Below are 17,581 nucleotides of genomic sequence, written 5' to 3' on the forward strand. Positions count from 1 at the left end.
TGCTCCTTTAAATTGTATAACTAATATTTAATTGAAATGCTCCCCCTTGTGCTGAAGTTGGGATATTCTCTGCTACTATTTCTCGTGTTCCTTGATTAATAATGAATTGTTGTGCTCCGTAACCACTTGATGACGTTAAAGCAACACCAATGACACGTAGTGCACGTTCTGGCACAGTATCATCTGGAATAGTGCCCACAACTTTATTTCCTGTACCTGTTGTAAATGTCCCTGCTATTTCAACAAACACAATGTTCCCTATTCTCGAAACCTTATTTCGTACTAAGTCTGTTACTCCGCTTCCTTTTGTTATTGAATCAGTTATTTTTGTCAAGGATTTAACGATTTCTTTAGCGAAATTTGCATCATAGAGATCACTGTTTGGATCATAGTCTGTGAATGTGTATTCTGTAATTGGTGTGCCATTTGGTTTAGGTGATTTCATTTTCTATATCACTCCCTTTTCTTTTAGTATCGGCATCAATGCATCAAAGTCATTTCTTAACTGTTGATGTTCTTTCTTTTGTTCTTCAAGTTGTTTACGCAATTCTTCGATTTCTCGTTTACGAGCTCTTGTTTCCACTTCAGCCATTATGATGTCTACTTCTGCATATAGCAGGGATAGATAACTTTCTCCACGCGCAAGCAATTTAAATCTGCTTAGCCATTGATTAGCTTCACTATATCCCCATACTTTTAGAATGTATTTGTATAAGCAACGTTCTACATCTTGTGCGATATAACCGAAACTATATTTATCATCATGTTTAGTAACAAAAGACTTACGCTGAAGATTTTCAAATTCATCAAGCAACAAGTCATCAATCTGAGATACGTTGTATTTGTATCGCTTATCAGATGATACATTTGGTTGGTTTTGAAGGTAAATAAATCCTAATCTTTTATCGCTGCTTCCGATAGCGTAACCTGATTGTCTAATATTTATGTTATCTATCCCCATCGATCTTGTTCCCGTACTAGCAAATTGCACAAGAAAGTTTTCATCTCTGATTCTCATCATAAATGAAACTTCGCTGTTTGGATCACCAATATTAAGTCGATTAGCATCTATATGTAATGAAGGTGTGCCCTCAATGATTGACCCTTTAAATTTCGCACTTCCGATTTTGATTTCCTTATTTTCGCTGTCGAAAGCAATTTCTCCTCCCTCGGATTGGATTGACCCAAGCATTTTGACTTCTTCTTTTCCTTCGACCGTTACTACCTTGAATACATCTCTCTGCCTTTTTGAATCCATTACCCTAAACATATCACCATAGGTTGTGATTCCTTCTTTAGCATTGATTTCAACCCCTGCATTGTGGATATCATGACTTAATCCATCAACTCCGCGTTCAACTTCTTCAATATCGATTTTGAGTTTGTTGTCTAAGACTTGTACAATCGTTTCAGCATACACCCTTACTTCTTCAGAGCTTTCCTTCCAAATCGAAGGTGTTCCTCGATTAAACATTATTTCAGTTAATACGAGAGACATGTTGTCATGTGTTTCAATTTCAAATCTTGCATACATTGTTTCACTTGTTGGTTTAAAGGATACATCTTCATATTCATTGGCATCGTCAAATACAACGCTCGTTTTCTTCAATTGAAGCATGCCGGCATTAAACTCAATAATTGACACACTAAAACTTTGCATACCCAATTGTCTTTTTAGTCTCAATGAATAAATTTCGTTTGGAACTATATACGCAACCGGAGATAATGCTTTACCTTCAGTGAAGAATTTTAGAGCAGATTTAGATAGTGAATGAACTTTCTCCACGATGAATGTAGGAGTAATTCTACTCATTGGTACGTGAGGTGGCGCGAATGGTGGGTACAATCCTGGTTGAGAAAACTCCCAGCCGTTGTACCCGAGTTCTCCATTAGCTCCAACAATCAAGTTTTGACCATTATCTAGCGTACCTATATCTTTTACCAATGCAGTTATCGCTTCATTGGACCATAAGTCTAGACTCGCTCCAAAGTCGCTAGAAACTTTGTTTACTGTTATAGAATTAGCAATAATTTCTTGACCCGCAATACCATCTCCGGTTAATACCGTTCTCCAGTCCCAATCACCATTTGATAGTTTCGAATTGGCAATTCTTAATGACCCACCAATTAATTGAGTGACTTTAGTTGGATTTTCATCTATTGGTTTATCATATGTCATGATCCCTTTACCAAGTTCTGCATAAACATAACCACCAGTTTGGTTGATATTATCATTCCATGCATCAAGTAAGTCTTTAATGTATGACCCTGCTAATTGATTATTTGAATCAAATGCATTTGAGCGGTCCCATACTCCACTTTTAGATCTAAAATTATTGACGTAGTCAGTTAAAGAGATTGTTTCGGTAACAAATGACTTTACAAAATTTCCAAGGGTAACTGTTGAATTGTTTGAGTTCAACAAGTCTTTATTGAGTTGAATGACTCTCCCTTTAATTCTAATTTCGTTACCGAAAAAATCTTTGTCTATGATTGCAACAACATCTCCGATTGATACATTCTCATGTGGTTCGTCCAATAACACTACACTGCACTCATAAGACACTCGAGGTTCTTTAACTATTTGAAGTTTTTTCTTTGTTGCTATGTAAAGTTCTTCTGTATCTTCGATATCGTCAAATTCAACGATACCAAAACGATGTCGACGTATATTTCCGTCTTCAATACCCCATTTGTTTAATGCATCTAAGTCGAATACATACTCAGTTCCTTTAGGACTATCAACTTTATTAAGATCTGTGAACATAATTCTTCTTCCGAAGCCACCTGTATCTTCAATTTCTTCGCCTCGTCCACGACCAATCAAAGCAGTATAAACTTCATCATCTAAAATTGTTCTTGTGACACTTTCTAAATCTTTGGTGTACGTAAACCTCTTCCCAACATCACTTCCTACTTTGTTTAAAATATCGACAAACCTGTCTTTAATTTTTCCATTTTCTACAGTAATTCTAAATTGAACTTCACCTTCAATTTTTACACATAGATTTTGGATAGCAGTGTAGATTGGCATGTAATAATACGACAAATAATATGGGTTCCCTATTTCCACATGTCCAACTTTCCACCTCGTCTCAGACAGAAGTATTTCTAAATGCTTCGAAGGAACTTCGGTAGGTCTTCTATTTCCAACATAACTTGCATAGAGCTCATACGATGAATGCTCTGCATAGACATTTGATGAGTAACGACCGTCAGTTACTCGTTGAGCAATGAATTCTTCCCAATGACCGCGCTCATTCTTATAAACAATTCGATCATACTTTTCAATTGCATTTTGACATTCGAACTCAAGTGTATTTAAGCCATTTACTACTTGCGAGTGAATAGCCGATTCTACAATCAGCTTCTCTTTTAGATTATCGTCTTTATCGAGCAGCCACATAATCAGATCCACCTCTCTGTAAACGTTATTTCGCCAGTTGCTCCAGCTACCGAAATAGAGCTTTCTCCCGAAGGAATAGAAAAAAAGTCACTCTCTAAACTAATCTTGTTCATGACCAAATTATCATTGATAGTGACTTTCTGATTTTTAAAATCTACAATCATTGTTGCACCTTCGACTATTGGCCCGTTCACTTTGATGAATTGACCATCATTTAAAGTGATTGTTACTGAATTTGATGCTTGGGTTGTTAAAGTAGCAATACCTTGTGTTGATGCACTTCCAGCATTAACTACAGTTGTAGTACCTTCTAATGGAAACGTTATATGCTTCCCATAATTAAATGGGTCAAAACATTCGAATACGACTTCACAAACCCCTGTATAAACAGTCTTTTCGACATCTGTAATTTGAGATACAATCGCATAGTTATAAAGTTCGCTATCACGTAGTACCAATTTTTGCGGTTTAAGCGAATAAAGAAGTTTTCCGAGTTCGATCACTCTGCTTTGAACATCTTCATATGAGTCTTCGATAAATCGTAGTGATACATTTATATATCGAGACTCAATTTTGTTTCTTTGAAAATAACGACCATCCCTCTCGCCAATGCTAATGCCTTGATTTATGACAGAAGGGATAACCTGTCTTAGTATTTTTTCAACAACAACTACATCTGATAAATCATGTTCACCAAACATAAAAGTATTACTTCTCTTTATATTTCTTCTTGAGAAAGTCATATTATCCCCTCCTTTGTCTATTCATTTCATTACTCAACTCTCGCGCAATTTTTTTAATGTCGGCATCTTCTCGCACTACATATGTTCCTGCAAGTGTGACGTTTTGAGTGAATTGAGATTGATCAATGTTATTGACATACGAACCAATTTCACTTAATTTCCCCTTCATCGAATCAAGGAATCCTTGAGACTTAAGTTGTTGGTTTTCATCAGCAGTTAAAACGCGTTCACCCTTGTGCAATCTGGCAACGAAGTTATGATGTGGAACAAAGTCTAGGCCATCGTTATACCCTGGATAGTAATTACCACCACTTCGGTAGTTTCTTTCGGTATATTCATTTCGATATTCAGTGACTATTACTGCTCGTTTGTCTTCATATCTTTGACTGTTCCAGAACCTCTCGAATTTATGACCTGAGTTAAGAATGTTTCCGGTGTTAATGTCGATTTCCTTATATAATTCACCGTATGCGCCTTGAAGTTTATCTAATCCTTCAGTCCGTGTCTTAGAGGATGCCGATACTGTAGCTTCATATTGCCTATTGGCATCTGCTATTACTTGATCGGCAAGGGTAGAATATTCTCCACCTAATTCCGATTTCATAAGTTCGGCTTGTTTTACAACTTCATCACGTTGTGCTCCGGCTTTTGAAACAGATTCATCATATAAAGTATTGAATTGTTTAACTGACTCACCAACCATTTCCGCAGTAACTCTTTGACTTGATCCAGACAACCTATTTAAAATCACGCTTTGTTCAGCCTCTGAGTCGGCCATAGATTGCACTGCTTGAGTTTTCATCTGCTCATACAAAGAATCAATGGATTGCTGTTGATCAGCTGTAGCCGCTGTTCCTTGTTCTTTAATTTGAGCAAAAATAATGTTCAATTCTTCTTTGAGTCCATTAACATCATTGATTCTATTTTGACTACCTTCAGTTACTAATCTCAGAATTTCCGCTTCCTGCTCCGCAGTTGTTACTGTGGTATTATTAAACATTTCATGATATGCAGTTAAGCTATCTTCTTTTTGACGATTAATATTTGTAATCACTGAGTCAGTTAGCCCTTGATTCTTTTCCATTAAGGAAGCAATATTAGTATCCGTGATTTCGGTTAATCCGAGATACATGTTCATAGACTCCTGTTGAACCGCTTGAGACATGTCTAAATAATTTTGCAACCTACTTTGTGTATCTTCAGATATTTTTACGGTTTCCGTCTGAATTGCTTGTGTCATCATGCCGTAGTCATTGGATACATTTTGTGCAGCAACTTGAACATGGTCTGCAAATAAGTCAACCGAAGGAATTGCTTCCTCTTGCATTGTCTTATACACTAAATAACCACCTGCGGCAACTGCACCTACAGTAGCAACAAATGGTGCTGCAGCAACGACTGCACCGCCTAATCCTGCAGCAAGTCCACTAAGACCACCAACAGAAGCCAACAGTCCTCCAGATGCTACAGTTGAGGCGCTTCCCACTCCAACCATTGATGCAGTTGCACTTGCAGCTGGAGAAGTAAGTAGACCTAATGCTCGTCTAGCTTTTCCTGCAGCTCCTAAAAGACCGCCAAGACCGCTTGATAATTTACCAATTGTTCCTATGAGTGGTGCACTTGCAGCAGTGATTGCCAATGCTTTAACAATGAATTCTTGCATACCTGGTGAAAGATCATCAAATTTGTCAACCAAATTACCGAGCCATTCCAAGAATGTATTCAAATGAGGAAGTATTTTTTCGCCCAGTGAAATTGCTAAATCATTGAAGCGATTCTTAGTAACTTGTAGTTTAGATTCAGTCGTTCCATATCTTTGATTTGCTTCATTAGTTAACGCGATGTTTTCACCCCAAGCAGCACTACTCATATCCACAGCAGAAGCTAAAATGTCTGTAGCATTGGCAGAACGAAGAACTGCATCCCTAAGACGAACTTCAGTAATTCCCATGTCATCTAAAACTGCTAAGGCACTTGCTCCATTTCTTTCAGTATCGTTAAGACCGTTAATGAATAATTGAAGCGCTCCAACTGCATCTTCACTAAATTTTTTCGCAAATTCGTCTACAGATAGACCTGCGATTTTAGCAAAATCTTCTAGAACTGCTTCCGCACCGGCAGCTTCCGCATGCATTTGTCTGAGTTCCTTAGTTGTCATGCTCATTTTTGAAGCCATTTCTTTTAATGGTTTTCCGCCATTGTTCACAGCTTTATTAACATCTGCAATACTGTAACCCACTCTTTTTGCTGCAGTCTCTAGTGGCCCGAAAGCATTGAGCCCTATTTCTGATGCTAACTGCATTTCAATCATGAGTTTACTCATAGCGGTTCCACCCGCTTGCGCTTCAATGCCTACAGAACTTAAAGATGTCGCAAGTGCTAAAATGTCTGCTTGAGACATTCCAACTTGTGTACCTGCAGCCCCTAAGTTCATAGCCATTGCTGCAATTTCTGCTTCAGTCGTTGCAAAGTTATTTCCAAGCGCAACTATTGTTGATCCTAGTTTGTCGAAATCACCTTGACTCATCTTCGTTACGTTAGCAAATCTTGCGAGTGTAGTAGCCGCAGTTTCCGCGGACAAGTTAGTTGAGTTACCCATGTCAATCATTACACGGGTAAAGTCTAGAACATTTTCTGTTTCTATCCCAAGTTGTCCAGCAGCTTCAGCAACTGCACTAATCTCGGTGGTGGAAGAAGGAATTTCTTTTGCCATATCTCGAATTCCTTGCTTAAGGTTAGCCATTTGTTCAGATGTACCATCAACAGTTTTTTCTACACCTGCAAAAGCACTTTCAAAGTCGATTGCTGATTTAGCTGCTAGCCCTAATGCAGCACCCGCAGCTAAAGAAGCAGGTGCAAGTTTTCTTGATACATCTGATGCTTTATTCCCAAAGTCTTTGAGACCTTCAGATGCGACACCAAGCTTAGAAGAGTGATGTGCGTATTCGACGCGAACCTTTTTTAGCTGATCCTGATATCCTTTTAATTGCGATTCAGTTTTCGCAATTTCAGTTTGAAACTGCCGATATTCTTCTTCGGGGATGTCACCATTTTTATAGGCTTGATTTACTTGTTCCTGGGCTTGTCTTAATGCATCCAATCTTTTGCTTGTTTCATTTACCCTCTCGCCAAGTATTTTCTGTTTTTGTGCCAACAGATCAGTGTTCTTAGGGTCGAATTTAAGGGAGTTATTTACATCTCGTAATTCTTTATTAAGAGACTTGGTATTACGATCGATCTTATTTAGTGCAGCATCTAATTGTGTAGTATCTGCACCTATGACAATATTTATACCTTTTACATAAGACATAATATCTCCTTTCTATCCAAAGAACTCTTGGAATTCTTCGCTCGTAGCTTTTCGCAACTGGGGTTGTGAAACAGCATTTATCAAGTCACTTGGCAATAGCAATTTTAGAGTCTCCAAATCAAATCCAAGTTTTGCTGCAGTAGCGAGTGACTTCACTTCATAATGTTCAGTATTTTCGGATTTCTTTGTATCTATATCGACTTTACGAAGAAATTTGTTTGTTTCTATCAAGATACCTTCATAGTCTGCAGGCCCTTCTTTTAGTTTTAATAACCATTGATCATAGTCGACTAGATCAAAGTCATGAGATTTTGCCAGTGACCACACAATTTTTGGTGTTACCAGTGTATTAGTTTTGGTTATCATTTCTAATAGGTCACCTAAAAAATCTCTGCCAAATTGTTGTCTATAAAAAAAACCTGTTAACACATTTGCGTTTATTGGAAACTCTAATCCTCCATACTTAATCAGTCTCATGAGAATAAGTTATCGATAATAGGCATTAACCACTTATCTACATCGGGGCCCCATTCGGTTAGATAGGCGCTAATGCTTCCATCGATAATTTCTAAGAACTCTTGAAATTGCATGAATTCATGATTTTGAGTCATACAGCAACTCCAAATGATCCGTTGCGTTAAAGTCATACCTAAATCGCCTTGTGAAGCACGAGAAGTAATAATATCTAACGATAAATCACGGCGAAATTGTTGAAAGTATATATCTGGGGTTATCGGCGTAAATGCTACTTCGAAACACTCGATATTTTTATTATTCGGAATTTTTAACTTCATAGTTCCTCCTTAAAAAGAAAAGGAGCTTTTACGCTCCTTCAGTTTGTCCATTCACAGTTGTGTAGAAACTTTCAAATGCTGCTGCATTTTCTTCAGTTTTTGCCATCGAATCTTTAATTACTGGTTTCCCATCGATTTCAAATTGTCGCATAGTTAATGAAGCAACACTTGGTGCTGGTTCAGTTGTATCTGCTGTCGTTTGCATTTCACGTGCTGATCGACCTGCAACTACGTTGTAATAGACATATCGTTTACTTGTCATATTACCGTCTTCTTCAAACATGAGAGCAAATGCAGTTGGTTTACCGTTGGCTACTTCACGAAGTGCTCCATTTGCAGTAATTTCCCAACCATACATTTTGGCAACTACTTCATCCGGAAAGTCGACAAGAGTAATATCACCTGTATATCCTCCATTAGTAGAGTGTGCAAAATAGTTTGGGTCATTATCTGCAGCAAATGTTGAGTTCTCTCCGACGGTAGAAGGTGTGAAGCTCACTGCACCTGGGATGTGTACAGGCTTATCAAATGTTCCATCTGCTTTATGGAATGCAATATGGACTTGCGAGAGTCCGAAAAATGCTTGTTTTTTAGTTGTCATATTTTTTTCCTTCCATGAATTTAAATTCATATATAGTTTGGTACATCATTTCTTTATCAAGATAAAAGGGATCACTCTTAGTATAGAATAATCCCATTTGTTCAAGAATTATTTCAATTTTTTCTTCGTTTACGAAGTCGGGATTTGCAGAATATAATTCAATAGTTACATTTTGAATTTTATTGAAATTAATATTGTCCGCACTTCTATCATCCCTACCATTCATCATATGAACTATATAGGGTAGTTTCGGAACATCCTCCGCATCCCAATGATGATAAACGCTTGGGATATTAATTTCTTGTATTCTTTTTACAATAGTTTTATATTCCATGCTTACCTCCATTTTCAATAACTTGTGAGACCCCCTTAACAAAGCTCTCTACAGCTTCTTTTTCTGCAGGTTCCCAGTGTTTGAATGATTGAGTTCTACCACCGTTTTTTAAAGCGTGACCATGCTCTAACAAATGAGCAAGTCTGTAATAAGGCTTCTTAACATAAACTGTCACCTTTTTATTACCTAATAATTGCTTTTCGACCTTTAATGAGATGGCTTTTCGATACTTACCTGTCCTTTCCGGAGCTCCGCTTCTGACTTTACTCATTGTTTTTTTACCAACTTCTTCAGCAGTTAAGTCAATTCCATTTTTTACTTCATTACTGTAATCATGAATCGTTTCTACTATTAAGTTTCCCAAATCTTTCAAATCAGACACCTCGAATCTCCGAACAGGTAAGCTCTACTTCATTCAAGTTTTCTCCATATATGCGCTCAACCGAGTAACGCATTCCGTTATGAATAACTATTTGTTCTCCATTATACTCAAAAGAGTGAATAGCAAATTTTTTATCCCACTTTACTCCAAGTTGCCGAGCTTGAAAATCTGCATTTTGTCCGATTGGAAGCACTTTGCAATAGACACTTCTCTCCGATTCCTTTTTGTTTGGAATTCCCAAGTCATTTTGACCTGTTGAATTTACTACAACCAATTTTAAAATTGAATCGAATGTGATCTTACGGTTCATCAGTTTTCATCCCCCTTAAAATGAGATTGTTTAGCCAAAGTCTCAGATAGGGAGGTAATGAAGGGTTACCTGCATTTTGATACCGCCAACAAGATAGCTCAGATATATACATATTTAAAGCTGCATCATCAGAATTGTACGTGATATTGTTAAAATCATTTAGTTCGCTTTTAACTCCATCAATAATCGCAGTAATGAGAGTATCTCTATCAGTACTCAAAATACCGAGTTTAGATTTCGTTAATTCTAAGAGATCAAGCTTTGGTTGGGTCATCGACTTTCACCTTCTCAATCAATACAAGTCCGCGCATATTTGATTCAGTAGCAAGTTCTTTAATACGTTTTTGAGTCGACTTTAACCCATTTCTTGGGTATTCATCGCCAACTTCATATCGTTTCTCTCCGTCTTGCAAATCATTAAATGGGACTACAACAACATATTTCATATCTTTCTCCTTTCAAAAGAAAGAAGGAGTTTTAGGCTCCTTCACCAGTTTCTTCTTTGATATCAAACGTTACAAAGAATCCTGAATTTGTGTCTTGAACATCAACCCCCATACGAGCACCTGCACGCAAGTATTCTCCATAAATGTGATGATCAACCCATTTGATTTCCAATTGTTTACGGTCTGATAAAAGTGCAGCACGTTTAGTATCGCCAATAAATCCAGTTGCATTTCCCGCTGACCCAAATAATTCATCATCGATAACTTCTACAGTTTTACCGAGTAGTTTGCCGCTAGTGGATCCGGTTACATCAGGTTGTAATAGGTAGCGACCGTCTTTATCTTTTAGTTTATCTAAGATATTGAATGCGCTTGATGTGATTACCAAATTCTTGGTATATGCACGTTTGATTTTAACGTTTAGTAAATCTTTCAGATCATCTACACTTTTGATTGTTAGCGGTGTGAATGATTTTAAAGCAGTAGTGATTAAATAATTTTCTGTATTAATTTTTTGTTCTTTTGCATCTTTCTCCACGAGTGCTGTCAAATCTTCTTCTGCGTCTTCGATTGCTTCTTGCGCAATAGGTATAGCTCCCCGATACGTTTCTACACTCCAATCAACTTCAGTAAATACTGGTTTTGCAAGTTCTGGGTTTGCTTCTAATTCAGCAACTGAGTTAAGCCGGTTAGTTGCGTGTTTACGAATAGGTTTTTTTCCTGATGCTCGCTTAACAGGTTGGACGCTTACTAAATGACGTAATGAAGGAACTTCTCCGACTTCGTCATCTGTTCTATAGATTACTTCTTCGGGTATAACCAATGCAGCATCTGTCGATGTAATGCCATCTACTGCACGCATTTCTTTTTTTCGGATATATGCATTAACAGCATCTCGTTGTTCTAGCAATAATTCTTTGTCCATATTTCTTTGTTCTCCTTCTCCGCCTTCTAGCGCTGGTGGTGCTAATTCTTTTTGTACTTCAATCAATTCTCTCTCTAACTCAGCGATATCTTCTTCAGTTTTTTTGACCTCTGTTTCTTTTGCTTCGCCTTCTTCCTTGATTGGTACTAGTTCTTTTTCAACTGACTCGATTTCTTCAGTAGTTGATCCATCAGTTATTTTTGAATACACTTCCTGTTCCCGTTGTTTGATTTCGCTTAAATCATTTTTTTGATTCGCTAGTAAATCCTTTTTAAGTCTAATTTTGTGAGAGATTAATCCTTGTTCTGTCATAATGACTCCTTTCCGTATTTGCTTCTAAACTCTTTGAGTTTTGCTTTGCGTTCACGTTCTTTAATATCTTCGACTTGTTTAGCTCGACTCCTTGCCGATATTTCAGTCGTAGAATAAGCGCCCCACGCAACAATCGATACTTCAATAACATCGGCTTCTTTAACGATGAATTTTGTTGTATCTCTTTCTTGATCTCTTTGAACTTCTTCCTCTAAGGGATAAAAACCAAATGAGCATTGATTGATATCTCCACGTGAAACACGAGCATAGATGTCGTTTGCTTCTCGATCATCAGAGTTAATAAAAACACGACCATATAGACCGTGTTCATCTGCTTTTAATTCTAATGTTTGATTACCAACTCTTCCAAGAACAATTGCTGCGTCATGATTGAACAGTGCCCTAATATCGTTAGTCTTTAAACTATTAACTACAGCACTTGGTGCAATTTCTTCGTAAACACCTTGCCATAATTCTGTTTCCTGATTAAATACAACGAAATACCCTTCGAGGATCTTTTCATCACTTTCTGAGCGAGTTTTTAAATCACTTTGAAAGTATGATATTCTTTTTTCCATTTATTCACCACCTTTATCTAGTTTTTTCTGTTTGCCTATGTCTTCTACGTTTAAATAGTTCTCAAGCATTACATATTTGTTCAGATCTTCGTTGTCATCAAATTCAAGCCCAACCTTGTTTCTGACTTCATTACCGGACATAACTCCAATTGCTCTTAAATCTTTACCAATTTTCGCCCATTCTGTAAGTGAATAATCGAGTAGTGAGTGATGATTTAGTCTAATGAACATATCGTCGGAAATGATTAGTTTCTTTGTCATTTCCTGTTGAATGATTGTTGCGATTGATTTAACTTTTGTTTCAATAAAATTGTTGTATTCATCTCTCTTGAAATCTCCAACACCCAACAAAAAAGCAGGAATCCCTAAAACCGCTGCTACTGTTTTCTTATCAATTTGTACTGCATCGTTAATCGCTAAGTCCTGTAACGTTAATGGTTTTACAGATTCCACCTTTAGCATTGATGAAGGAATAACCATCGGTCTTCCAGCCTCATCAGAAGAAACATAATCATCAATAATAGAATCCCTTGTGTCCGCCCAATCTTTGGCATCTCCATCTGCTTCAACAGCAATAACCATTGAGGGAGAGTATTTTTGAGACATATATGCTTTCTTTGTCTTATTTGCTGTTGTTAAGTTTTCAAGAACATCTTTCAGCACTAATCTGTGGCCCATTCCTTTGTAAGGAAAATTTGGATCCGGATTAAGAACAAAGTGAAGCACATTGTCTGGTTTGTATTCTTTTGTGGAGATTGTTATTGAATATCCTACGGGTTTCGGATTGAATGATACATTACCTCTTGTGATAGGAACTAAGTCTTGTAAATAACCGCTACCATATTGCGGTAGCGTGACTTGGTTTCCATACAACAAGAGGTTCCTTACGATGTTATTGATAAACGTTTTACGAGTCATGTACTGGTTTGGATTAATATCAAGTTTCCTTGAAAGTCCATCTCTGACTCGTTTTTCATGACCTTTTTCATTTTTATACATAATATGAATTGTCATATTTGAAATCAAATCCGCGACTTTATCGACTCCTGCAACGAACTCTGGATGCTTATCTAACGGCGTGTACCCTTGAAAGAAAAGCGAAGGAAAGTCACTTTTGTCGAGATAACCTATATTTGATTGTTCTTTTGGAGGGTCTTCTCTTGATCTTGTAAATAATTGATTAAATATTCCCATTTTTCTCCTTTCTAATAGCTGCGTAATAATCCGATACACTCGGTTTGCTATCTGTTATGTTTTCCAAATGTCTGACACAGGCCATGACACTTGCATCGAATAAGTCAATTTTTAAGTTATCATCAGTTTTCTCATAGCGCACTCTATCTTCCTGGGTTTCTACTGCACGTACATTTTCCACACAGTATTCATATGCTTCCGAATGTATGTAGTAAAACTCTCTTTTTTTAACTTTGTGCTCTATGTGTCTGAACCCTTCAGATTTAACCCAGTATTTTTGTGGAACGTCAATCATCTTGAATTTTGCTTGTTCCATTTCCTTAACAAATTCTCGCGACATCTGTCTGTCAAATCCTATTTCTCTGATTTTAAACTTATGTTTATCGCGCATTTCTTTGAACCAATTAACAACTTCGGAATAGTTTACAACACTATGATTAGAAAAGGTCAACCAACCATCATCACTCCAACCAAAATAGGGAATATTCAATTCATCTTGCATGTTTTGTGCTCTAATGATTGGATAAAATGCGTGTGTGATGGCAATGTTTAGACCTTTGTACTTTCCACTTTTCACTTCGCCATATAGGCACGTGGCTGTAAGGTCAAACATTTTGGACAAGTCAGCACCACCAAACCACTCAACATCGAGATTTGAAAGAACTCTATAATCAACTTCACCATTGTCTTTTATTCCGATATCATACTTATCATCACTTCTTCTAAATTCATCAAGATTGAAATATGCTTTAACTGACGATGTGTAGACATTCAACGATTTTGACAAAAAGTCTTTACGTTGTTGCGGATCATTTTGTGCTTGCATTGCATCATTGAGGATATCTTCAGGTCTGATTGATACTCCAAATGCAGGATTTGCCATTTCGTGAGTAATTGGATTTGTATAATCAACATTTCCATTTTCGTCTGCATCTGCTTCAGCAATAAACACGAAGTACTGCTCGTCTGTGACAGTTTTATCCAATATTTTTTTACAATACTGAAGTCTTTGATAACAAAATGAGTTCATATTGTCACCGGCAGTTGTAATTCCTATCATCAACTTGTTTGTGTAAGCCTTCATCGCTTCTTTGATGATGTTGTATTGCTTTGGAGTTTTATAAGCATGAATTTCATCAGCAATTGCAATATTACAGTTTAATGAATCTTGTCGATCAGGATTGGCTGCAAGTGCTTGGATGTATAACGATCCACCACTCGGAAATTCACGATAGATTGAATATTCTTGATTATTCTCTCTTAGCCTATATCCAGCCTTTGGGTTTTTATCAACTTGGTTTATGTGTTTTAGACTATTTGATATGAATTCAAAAGACTCTAAAGATTGCTTTAATGCAGCAGATACGATATATACTTTTGAACCACTTTCTCGTTCAAGAATTCCTAATGCCCACGCTAAAGCACCGGCAAATGAAGTTTTAATATTTTTTCGAGGTATATAAATAAATGCTTCCTTGTATCGTCTTATGTTAGTTCCTTTCAATTTAAATCCCAATAGGTTATAAATTTGGAACACATGAAAAGGCTCTAAAATGAATGGCTTTCCCCTTAATGGAGTTCCATCTAATAATTCACCTTGTTTGTGCACCATTTGATACTCTATAAGACTAATTACGATTTCAGCATCCTTGGGTTTAAATTCATACTTAGGGTTCTTTAAATCCTCAAGATACCTTTCCACCGCTTTTCTCTGATATGCATTTACTGGTTTATCACCACTCATGACACCATTTACATAATCATCAAATTTAGCTTTATTCGGATAGTTTTTCATCAAGGACCTTAAATAAATCCTCTACATCCATATTTTGAGTGGGTTGAGTTAGGATTTCAGATGTCATCCCTGTTTTCGGATTTAGCAGGAGTCTGTCCGATAAATTTTGGATATCTTTACGCAAAACTTCCAATGAAGATGCAGTACCACTTTTCTTCGTTGTGCCATTTTCGGTTTCTACTTCTAGCTTTTCTCCGCCCTTGATGAATTGTTCCATCGCTTTGTTGTAAGCACGAACAGTATCAGCAAAAACAGTGATGATTACATCGTACTCAGGTTTGTAGGTACCCAGTAACTGCATATTACTTATGGTCTTCTTTTTTATAAATTCTGCAGTCGAGTTTCTCTTAATGACCGCTTGTCTAGACCGTTTTCCGCTGTTTGCCAATTCATCACCTCCATCCGGAAAAAAGTTTTTGAAATATCGTACATTTGGAAAAGTGCCCCCTTACCGTTCCCTAGGAGTTTCTAAACTCCATTTTTGGAGTGGGGGGGTCCTTGTATCGACCACAGAAAGCTCATAAGTAATGGCATGTACCTTTACATGCGTAATATTTTTAGTTACGTATGTGTCTATAAATGCCTCACAACGTCTGTTCATCATACATCTATTCTTCTTTTTCAATGAGTTGTAAGACAAGCACAACCACTATTAGATTAAAACCTAGCGTTATTAAGATAGTTTGCCAATAAGGAAGCCAGATATATATGGCCACTTCAAACAGTATGAATGCGATGCATAGTAGTATCACTTGAACTTTTTCTGTTTTTTCTTTTCCCATTCTTCGAATTCCTTTCTACGTCTTCTTTGCCAGTACTTACCTTTATTTGTTATTTCATTTGTAACTCGATCATGCATTTTATTGTGTTCCACTCGAGAGAGTGAAATCAGATTCCAATTTTCAAATCTTAGTTCTGGATAAGACTCTAATGGATAGATGTGGTGTACATGACTTGCTTGTATCGTTCGACCATATCTTTTTGACTCCTGGCAAATATAATGGTCTCGCTTTAATATATATTCTCTTTTATTTTTCCATTTGGTAGATTTGTACATCATAGTTGTTTAAAGTTGAATCTCATCGATTCCTCTTGCATAGTCAAATTACCTTGACCATTGACAGATACGATATAGGAGTTCCTTACTTTTTTGACTATTTTTAATACATCACCTGGATTAATTTGGACTTGAATTCCGCTGACATTTTTTCCAATTGTCTTTCTTACACAAATATACATAGTATCTTCCTTTCTCGTTCCCACCACAGTGGAGGTAATAATAACTTGTTTTGTTATACTGTGGCGCGAACCAAAACAAAAGACACACAAATTAATGCATGCCTTTTGTACGGATAATGATTGTTGTCAGATAACTGAATGGCTTGAAAGCCACACTAACATAATATCATCAAAAAACAGGGCGCGACGGTCAACTTAAAAATTAATCATGATTTCATCAATCGATCGTCTTAATGTTTTTTCACTACCTCCTAGTCTTCTCGCTAAAACTTCCATAGTGAGTTTGTCCTCTCTTTTGCTATTGATATATATTTTTGTAACAATCTTCCTGTCTTGATCCGATAAGTTATCTAAGAAGTCTTCAATTTTATCAGTTCTGTGGCGAGTCGTAGCATATTCTTTTTGATACTCCTGAAGTTTATCTCTAAGTGCTTGAGCTTTTACTTCTTTACTTTCGCCATTTCCATTTGAAATGATTACAGTTGTACCAGGAGACTTTACACCTTTTAGTTGAGTTAGGATCACAAGTATTTTATCTTGCAATTCATGGCACACACCTAATAAGAACATATATTGTTTCAATTCAGATTTAGCATAGTTTATATGGGCACGCTTGTTCTCAAAGACCTTTAGGAATTTGCTAGATGCTTTCTCGACGATCTCAATTTGATTATTAATATCATGGAGTTCTTCGATTGCTTCCTGAACTATCAATTCATTTTTCATTTCATTGCTCTTGCTGTTTGTAATTAAACCTTCTAATCTTTTGCGTTCAGATTTAAGCCGCTCAAGTTTGACATTGTCAATCACTATTCATACACCCCTAACTTTCTTTGAATGATTATTCTTACAAGTTCCAAGTCTGTTCCATCCACTATCCCATCCTTGTTGATATCAGCTCGGAGTTGCTCTACTTTCTCGAGACGTCTTACTCCCATTAGATGACTTTTAATCATGGCCATATCCGATATGTTTAGTATTCCATCTCCATTAACATCACCTACTAGATGATCATTTATCTGCTGTTTATGTTCTAACTCGGTTCTGATTCCAATAGTGAGTATCATAGAAACAATTATCATTAACAATACGTTAGTTACTATTTTCGATTTAAATGGTTCCATTGATTATCTCCTGCGCTTCTAAGTACCTGATTGTTAGGTTGATTGCGTGATGAACTTTGGGTGTAGTTCTTCCTGTGTATGGATCATA

19 protein-coding genes are annotated in these 17,581 nt (G+C 36.8%); all 19 read right to left on the reverse strand.

Going from position 1 to position 17,581, the window contains the following annotated elements; genetic code table 11:
* Positions 1–7: 7 nt before the first annotated feature.
* The 19 genes from GVV19_RS10015 to GVV19_RS10105 all read right to left on the reverse strand — a co-directional run bounded on the left by GVV19_RS10015 (position 8) and on the right by GVV19_RS10105 (position 17,493).
* The gene (locus GVV19_RS10015; protein WP_159647347.1) at positions 8–445 is read right to left on the reverse strand and encodes a hypothetical protein; all 438 of its coding nucleotides are present in this window, start codon (positions 443–445) and stop codon (positions 8–10) included.
* 3 nt (positions 446–448) lie between these two features.
* Positions 449–3,406 (reverse strand): phage tail spike protein, encoded by a 2,958-nt coding sequence (locus GVV19_RS10020; RefSeq protein WP_159647349.1) that lies wholly within the window; start codon positions 3,404–3,406, stop codon positions 449–451.
* 2 nt (positions 3,407–3,408) lie between these two features.
* Positions 3,409–4,149: a distal tail protein Dit gene (locus GVV19_RS10025; protein WP_159647351.1), complete on the reverse strand. Its 741-nt coding sequence runs from the start codon at positions 4,147–4,149 to the stop codon at positions 3,409–3,411.
* A gap of 1 nt (position 4,150) precedes the next feature.
* Positions 4,151–7,459 carry a phage tail tape measure protein gene (locus tag GVV19_RS10030; RefSeq protein ID WP_159647353.1) on the reverse strand — a complete coding sequence of 1,103 codons (3,309 nt, stop codon included), beginning with the start codon at positions 7,457–7,459 and terminating at the stop codon, positions 4,151–4,153.
* Positions 7,460–7,471: 12 nt separating this feature from the next.
* Positions 7,472–7,825, reverse strand: coding sequence for a hypothetical protein (locus GVV19_RS10035; RefSeq protein WP_159647355.1), 354 nt, complete (start codon positions 7,823–7,825; stop codon positions 7,472–7,474).
* A gap of 107 nt (positions 7,826–7,932) precedes the next feature.
* Positions 7,933–8,253 (reverse strand): hypothetical protein, encoded by a 321-nt coding sequence (locus GVV19_RS10040; protein ID WP_159647357.1) that lies wholly within the window; start codon positions 8,251–8,253, stop codon positions 7,933–7,935.
* 28 nt (positions 8,254–8,281) lie between these two features.
* Positions 8,282–8,854, reverse strand: a complete 573-nt coding sequence (locus GVV19_RS10045) for a major tail protein (RefSeq protein ID WP_159647359.1) — start codon at positions 8,852–8,854, stop codon at positions 8,282–8,284.
* Positions 8,844–9,188, reverse strand: a complete 345-nt coding sequence (locus GVV19_RS10050; protein WP_159647361.1) for a hypothetical protein — start codon at positions 9,186–9,188, stop codon at positions 8,844–8,846. Before GVV19_RS10050 ends, GVV19_RS10045 begins: the two co-directional genes overlap by 11 nt.
* Positions 9,178–9,570 carry an HK97 gp10 family phage protein gene (locus tag GVV19_RS10055; RefSeq protein ID WP_159647363.1) on the reverse strand — a complete coding sequence of 131 codons (393 nt, stop codon included), beginning with the start codon at positions 9,568–9,570 and terminating at the stop codon, positions 9,178–9,180. The genes GVV19_RS10050 and GVV19_RS10055 overlap by 11 nt, the downstream gene beginning before the upstream one ends.
* A complete protein-coding gene (locus tag GVV19_RS10060) occupies positions 9,563–9,880 on the reverse strand; it encodes a phage head closure protein (protein ID WP_159647365.1) in 318 nt (105 codons plus the stop codon). The genes GVV19_RS10055 and GVV19_RS10060 overlap by 8 nt, the downstream gene beginning before the upstream one ends.
* On the reverse strand, positions 9,870–10,154 hold the full coding sequence (locus GVV19_RS10065; RefSeq protein WP_159647367.1) for a phage head-tail connector protein: 285 nt from the start codon (positions 10,152–10,154) through the stop codon (positions 9,870–9,872). The genes GVV19_RS10060 and GVV19_RS10065 overlap by 11 nt, the downstream gene beginning before the upstream one ends.
* The gene (locus GVV19_RS10070; RefSeq protein ID WP_159647369.1) at positions 10,135–10,326 is read right to left on the reverse strand and encodes a hypothetical protein; all 192 of its coding nucleotides are present in this window, start codon (positions 10,324–10,326) and stop codon (positions 10,135–10,137) included. Before GVV19_RS10070 ends, GVV19_RS10065 begins: the two co-directional genes overlap by 20 nt.
* Before the next feature lie 31 nt (positions 10,327–10,357).
* Complete coding sequence (locus GVV19_RS10075) at positions 10,358–11,563, reverse strand: phage major capsid protein (protein ID WP_159647371.1); 1,206 nt, start codon at positions 11,561–11,563, stop codon at positions 10,358–10,360.
* Positions 11,560–12,141: an HK97 family phage prohead protease gene (locus GVV19_RS10080; protein ID WP_159647373.1), complete on the reverse strand. Its 582-nt coding sequence runs from the start codon at positions 12,139–12,141 to the stop codon at positions 11,560–11,562. The genes GVV19_RS10075 and GVV19_RS10080 overlap by 4 nt, the downstream gene beginning before the upstream one ends.
* Positions 12,142–13,335 (reverse strand): phage portal protein, encoded by a 1,194-nt coding sequence (locus GVV19_RS10085; RefSeq protein ID WP_159647375.1) that lies wholly within the window; start codon positions 13,333–13,335, stop codon positions 12,142–12,144. It lies immediately after the preceding gene.
* Entirely contained in the window at positions 13,322–15,130 is a 1,809-nt protein-coding gene (locus tag GVV19_RS10090) for a terminase large subunit (protein WP_159647377.1), read from the reverse strand. Before GVV19_RS10090 ends, GVV19_RS10085 begins: the two co-directional genes overlap by 14 nt.
* Positions 15,111–15,518, reverse strand: coding sequence for a P27 family phage terminase small subunit (locus GVV19_RS10095; RefSeq protein ID WP_159647379.1), 408 nt, complete (start codon positions 15,516–15,518; stop codon positions 15,111–15,113). The genes GVV19_RS10090 and GVV19_RS10095 overlap by 20 nt, the downstream gene beginning before the upstream one ends.
* 1,046 nt (positions 15,519–16,564) lie before the next feature.
* Positions 16,565–17,179 carry a hypothetical protein gene (locus GVV19_RS10100; RefSeq protein WP_159647381.1) on the reverse strand — a complete coding sequence of 205 codons (615 nt, stop codon included), beginning with the start codon at positions 17,177–17,179 and terminating at the stop codon, positions 16,565–16,567.
* Complete coding sequence (locus tag GVV19_RS10105; protein WP_159647383.1) at positions 17,179–17,493, reverse strand: dockerin type I repeat-containing protein; 315 nt, start codon at positions 17,491–17,493, stop codon at positions 17,179–17,181. Before GVV19_RS10105 ends, GVV19_RS10100 begins: the two co-directional genes overlap by 1 nt.
* Between the last annotated feature and the right edge of the window lie 88 nt (positions 17,494–17,581).

The sequence above is a fragment of the Erysipelothrix anatis genome (assembly GCF_009828745.1).
GTDB classification, from domain to species: Bacteria; Bacillota_I; Bacilli_A; order Erysipelotrichales; family Erysipelotrichaceae; genus Erysipelothrix; species Erysipelothrix anatis.

Excerpts from the sequence above, each read along its gene's own strand:
- GVV19_RS10040 (WP_159647357.1), bottom strand. The coding sequence starts at position 8,253 with ATGAAGTTAAAAATTCCGAATAATAAAAATATCGAGTGTTTCGAAGTA.
- GVV19_RS10085 (WP_159647375.1), bottom strand. The coding sequence starts at position 13,335 with ATGGGAATATTTAATCAATTATTTACAAGATCAAGAGAAGACCCTCCA.
- GVV19_RS10020 (WP_159647349.1), bottom strand. The coding sequence starts at position 3,406 with ATGTGGCTGCTCGATAAAGACGATAATCTAAAAGAGAAGCTGATTGTA.
- GVV19_RS10105 (WP_159647383.1), bottom strand. The coding sequence starts at position 17,493 with ATGGAACCATTTAAATCGAAAATAGTAACTAACGTATTGTTAATGATA.
- GVV19_RS10090 (WP_159647377.1), bottom strand. The coding sequence starts at position 15,130 with ATGAAAAACTATCCGAATAAAGCTAAATTTGATGATTATGTAAATGGT.
- GVV19_RS10070 (WP_159647369.1), bottom strand. The coding sequence starts at position 10,326 with ATGAAATATGTTGTTGTAGTCCCATTTAATGATTTGCAAGACGGAGAG.
- GVV19_RS10080 (WP_159647373.1), bottom strand. The coding sequence starts at position 12,141 with ATGGAAAAAAGAATATCATACTTTCAAAGTGATTTAAAAACTCGCTCA.
- GVV19_RS10060 (WP_159647365.1), bottom strand. The coding sequence starts at position 9,880 with ATGAACCGTAAGATCACATTCGATTCAATTTTAAAATTGGTTGTAGTA.
- GVV19_RS10015 (WP_159647347.1), bottom strand. The coding sequence starts at position 445 with ATGAAATCACCTAAACCAAATGGCACACCAATTACAGAATACACATTC.
- GVV19_RS10030 (WP_159647353.1), bottom strand. The coding sequence starts at position 7,459 with ATGTCTTATGTAAAAGGTATAAATATTGTCATAGGTGCAGATACTACA.
- GVV19_RS10065 (WP_159647367.1), bottom strand. The coding sequence starts at position 10,154 with ATGACCCAACCAAAGCTTGATCTCTTAGAATTAACGAAATCTAAACTC.
- GVV19_RS10025 (WP_159647351.1), bottom strand. The coding sequence starts at position 4,149 with ATGACTTTCTCAAGAAGAAATATAAAGAGAAGTAATACTTTTATGTTT.
- GVV19_RS10050 (WP_159647361.1), bottom strand. The coding sequence starts at position 9,188 with ATGGAATATAAAACTATTGTAAAAAGAATACAAGAAATTAATATCCCA.
- GVV19_RS10075 (WP_159647371.1), bottom strand. The coding sequence starts at position 11,563 with ATGACAGAACAAGGATTAATCTCTCACAAAATTAGACTTAAAAAGGAT.
- GVV19_RS10035 (WP_159647355.1), bottom strand. The coding sequence starts at position 7,825 with ATGATAACCAAAACTAATACACTGGTAACACCAAAAATTGTGTGGTCA.
- GVV19_RS10045 (WP_159647359.1), bottom strand. The coding sequence starts at position 8,854 with ATGACAACTAAAAAACAAGCATTTTTCGGACTCTCGCAAGTCCATATT.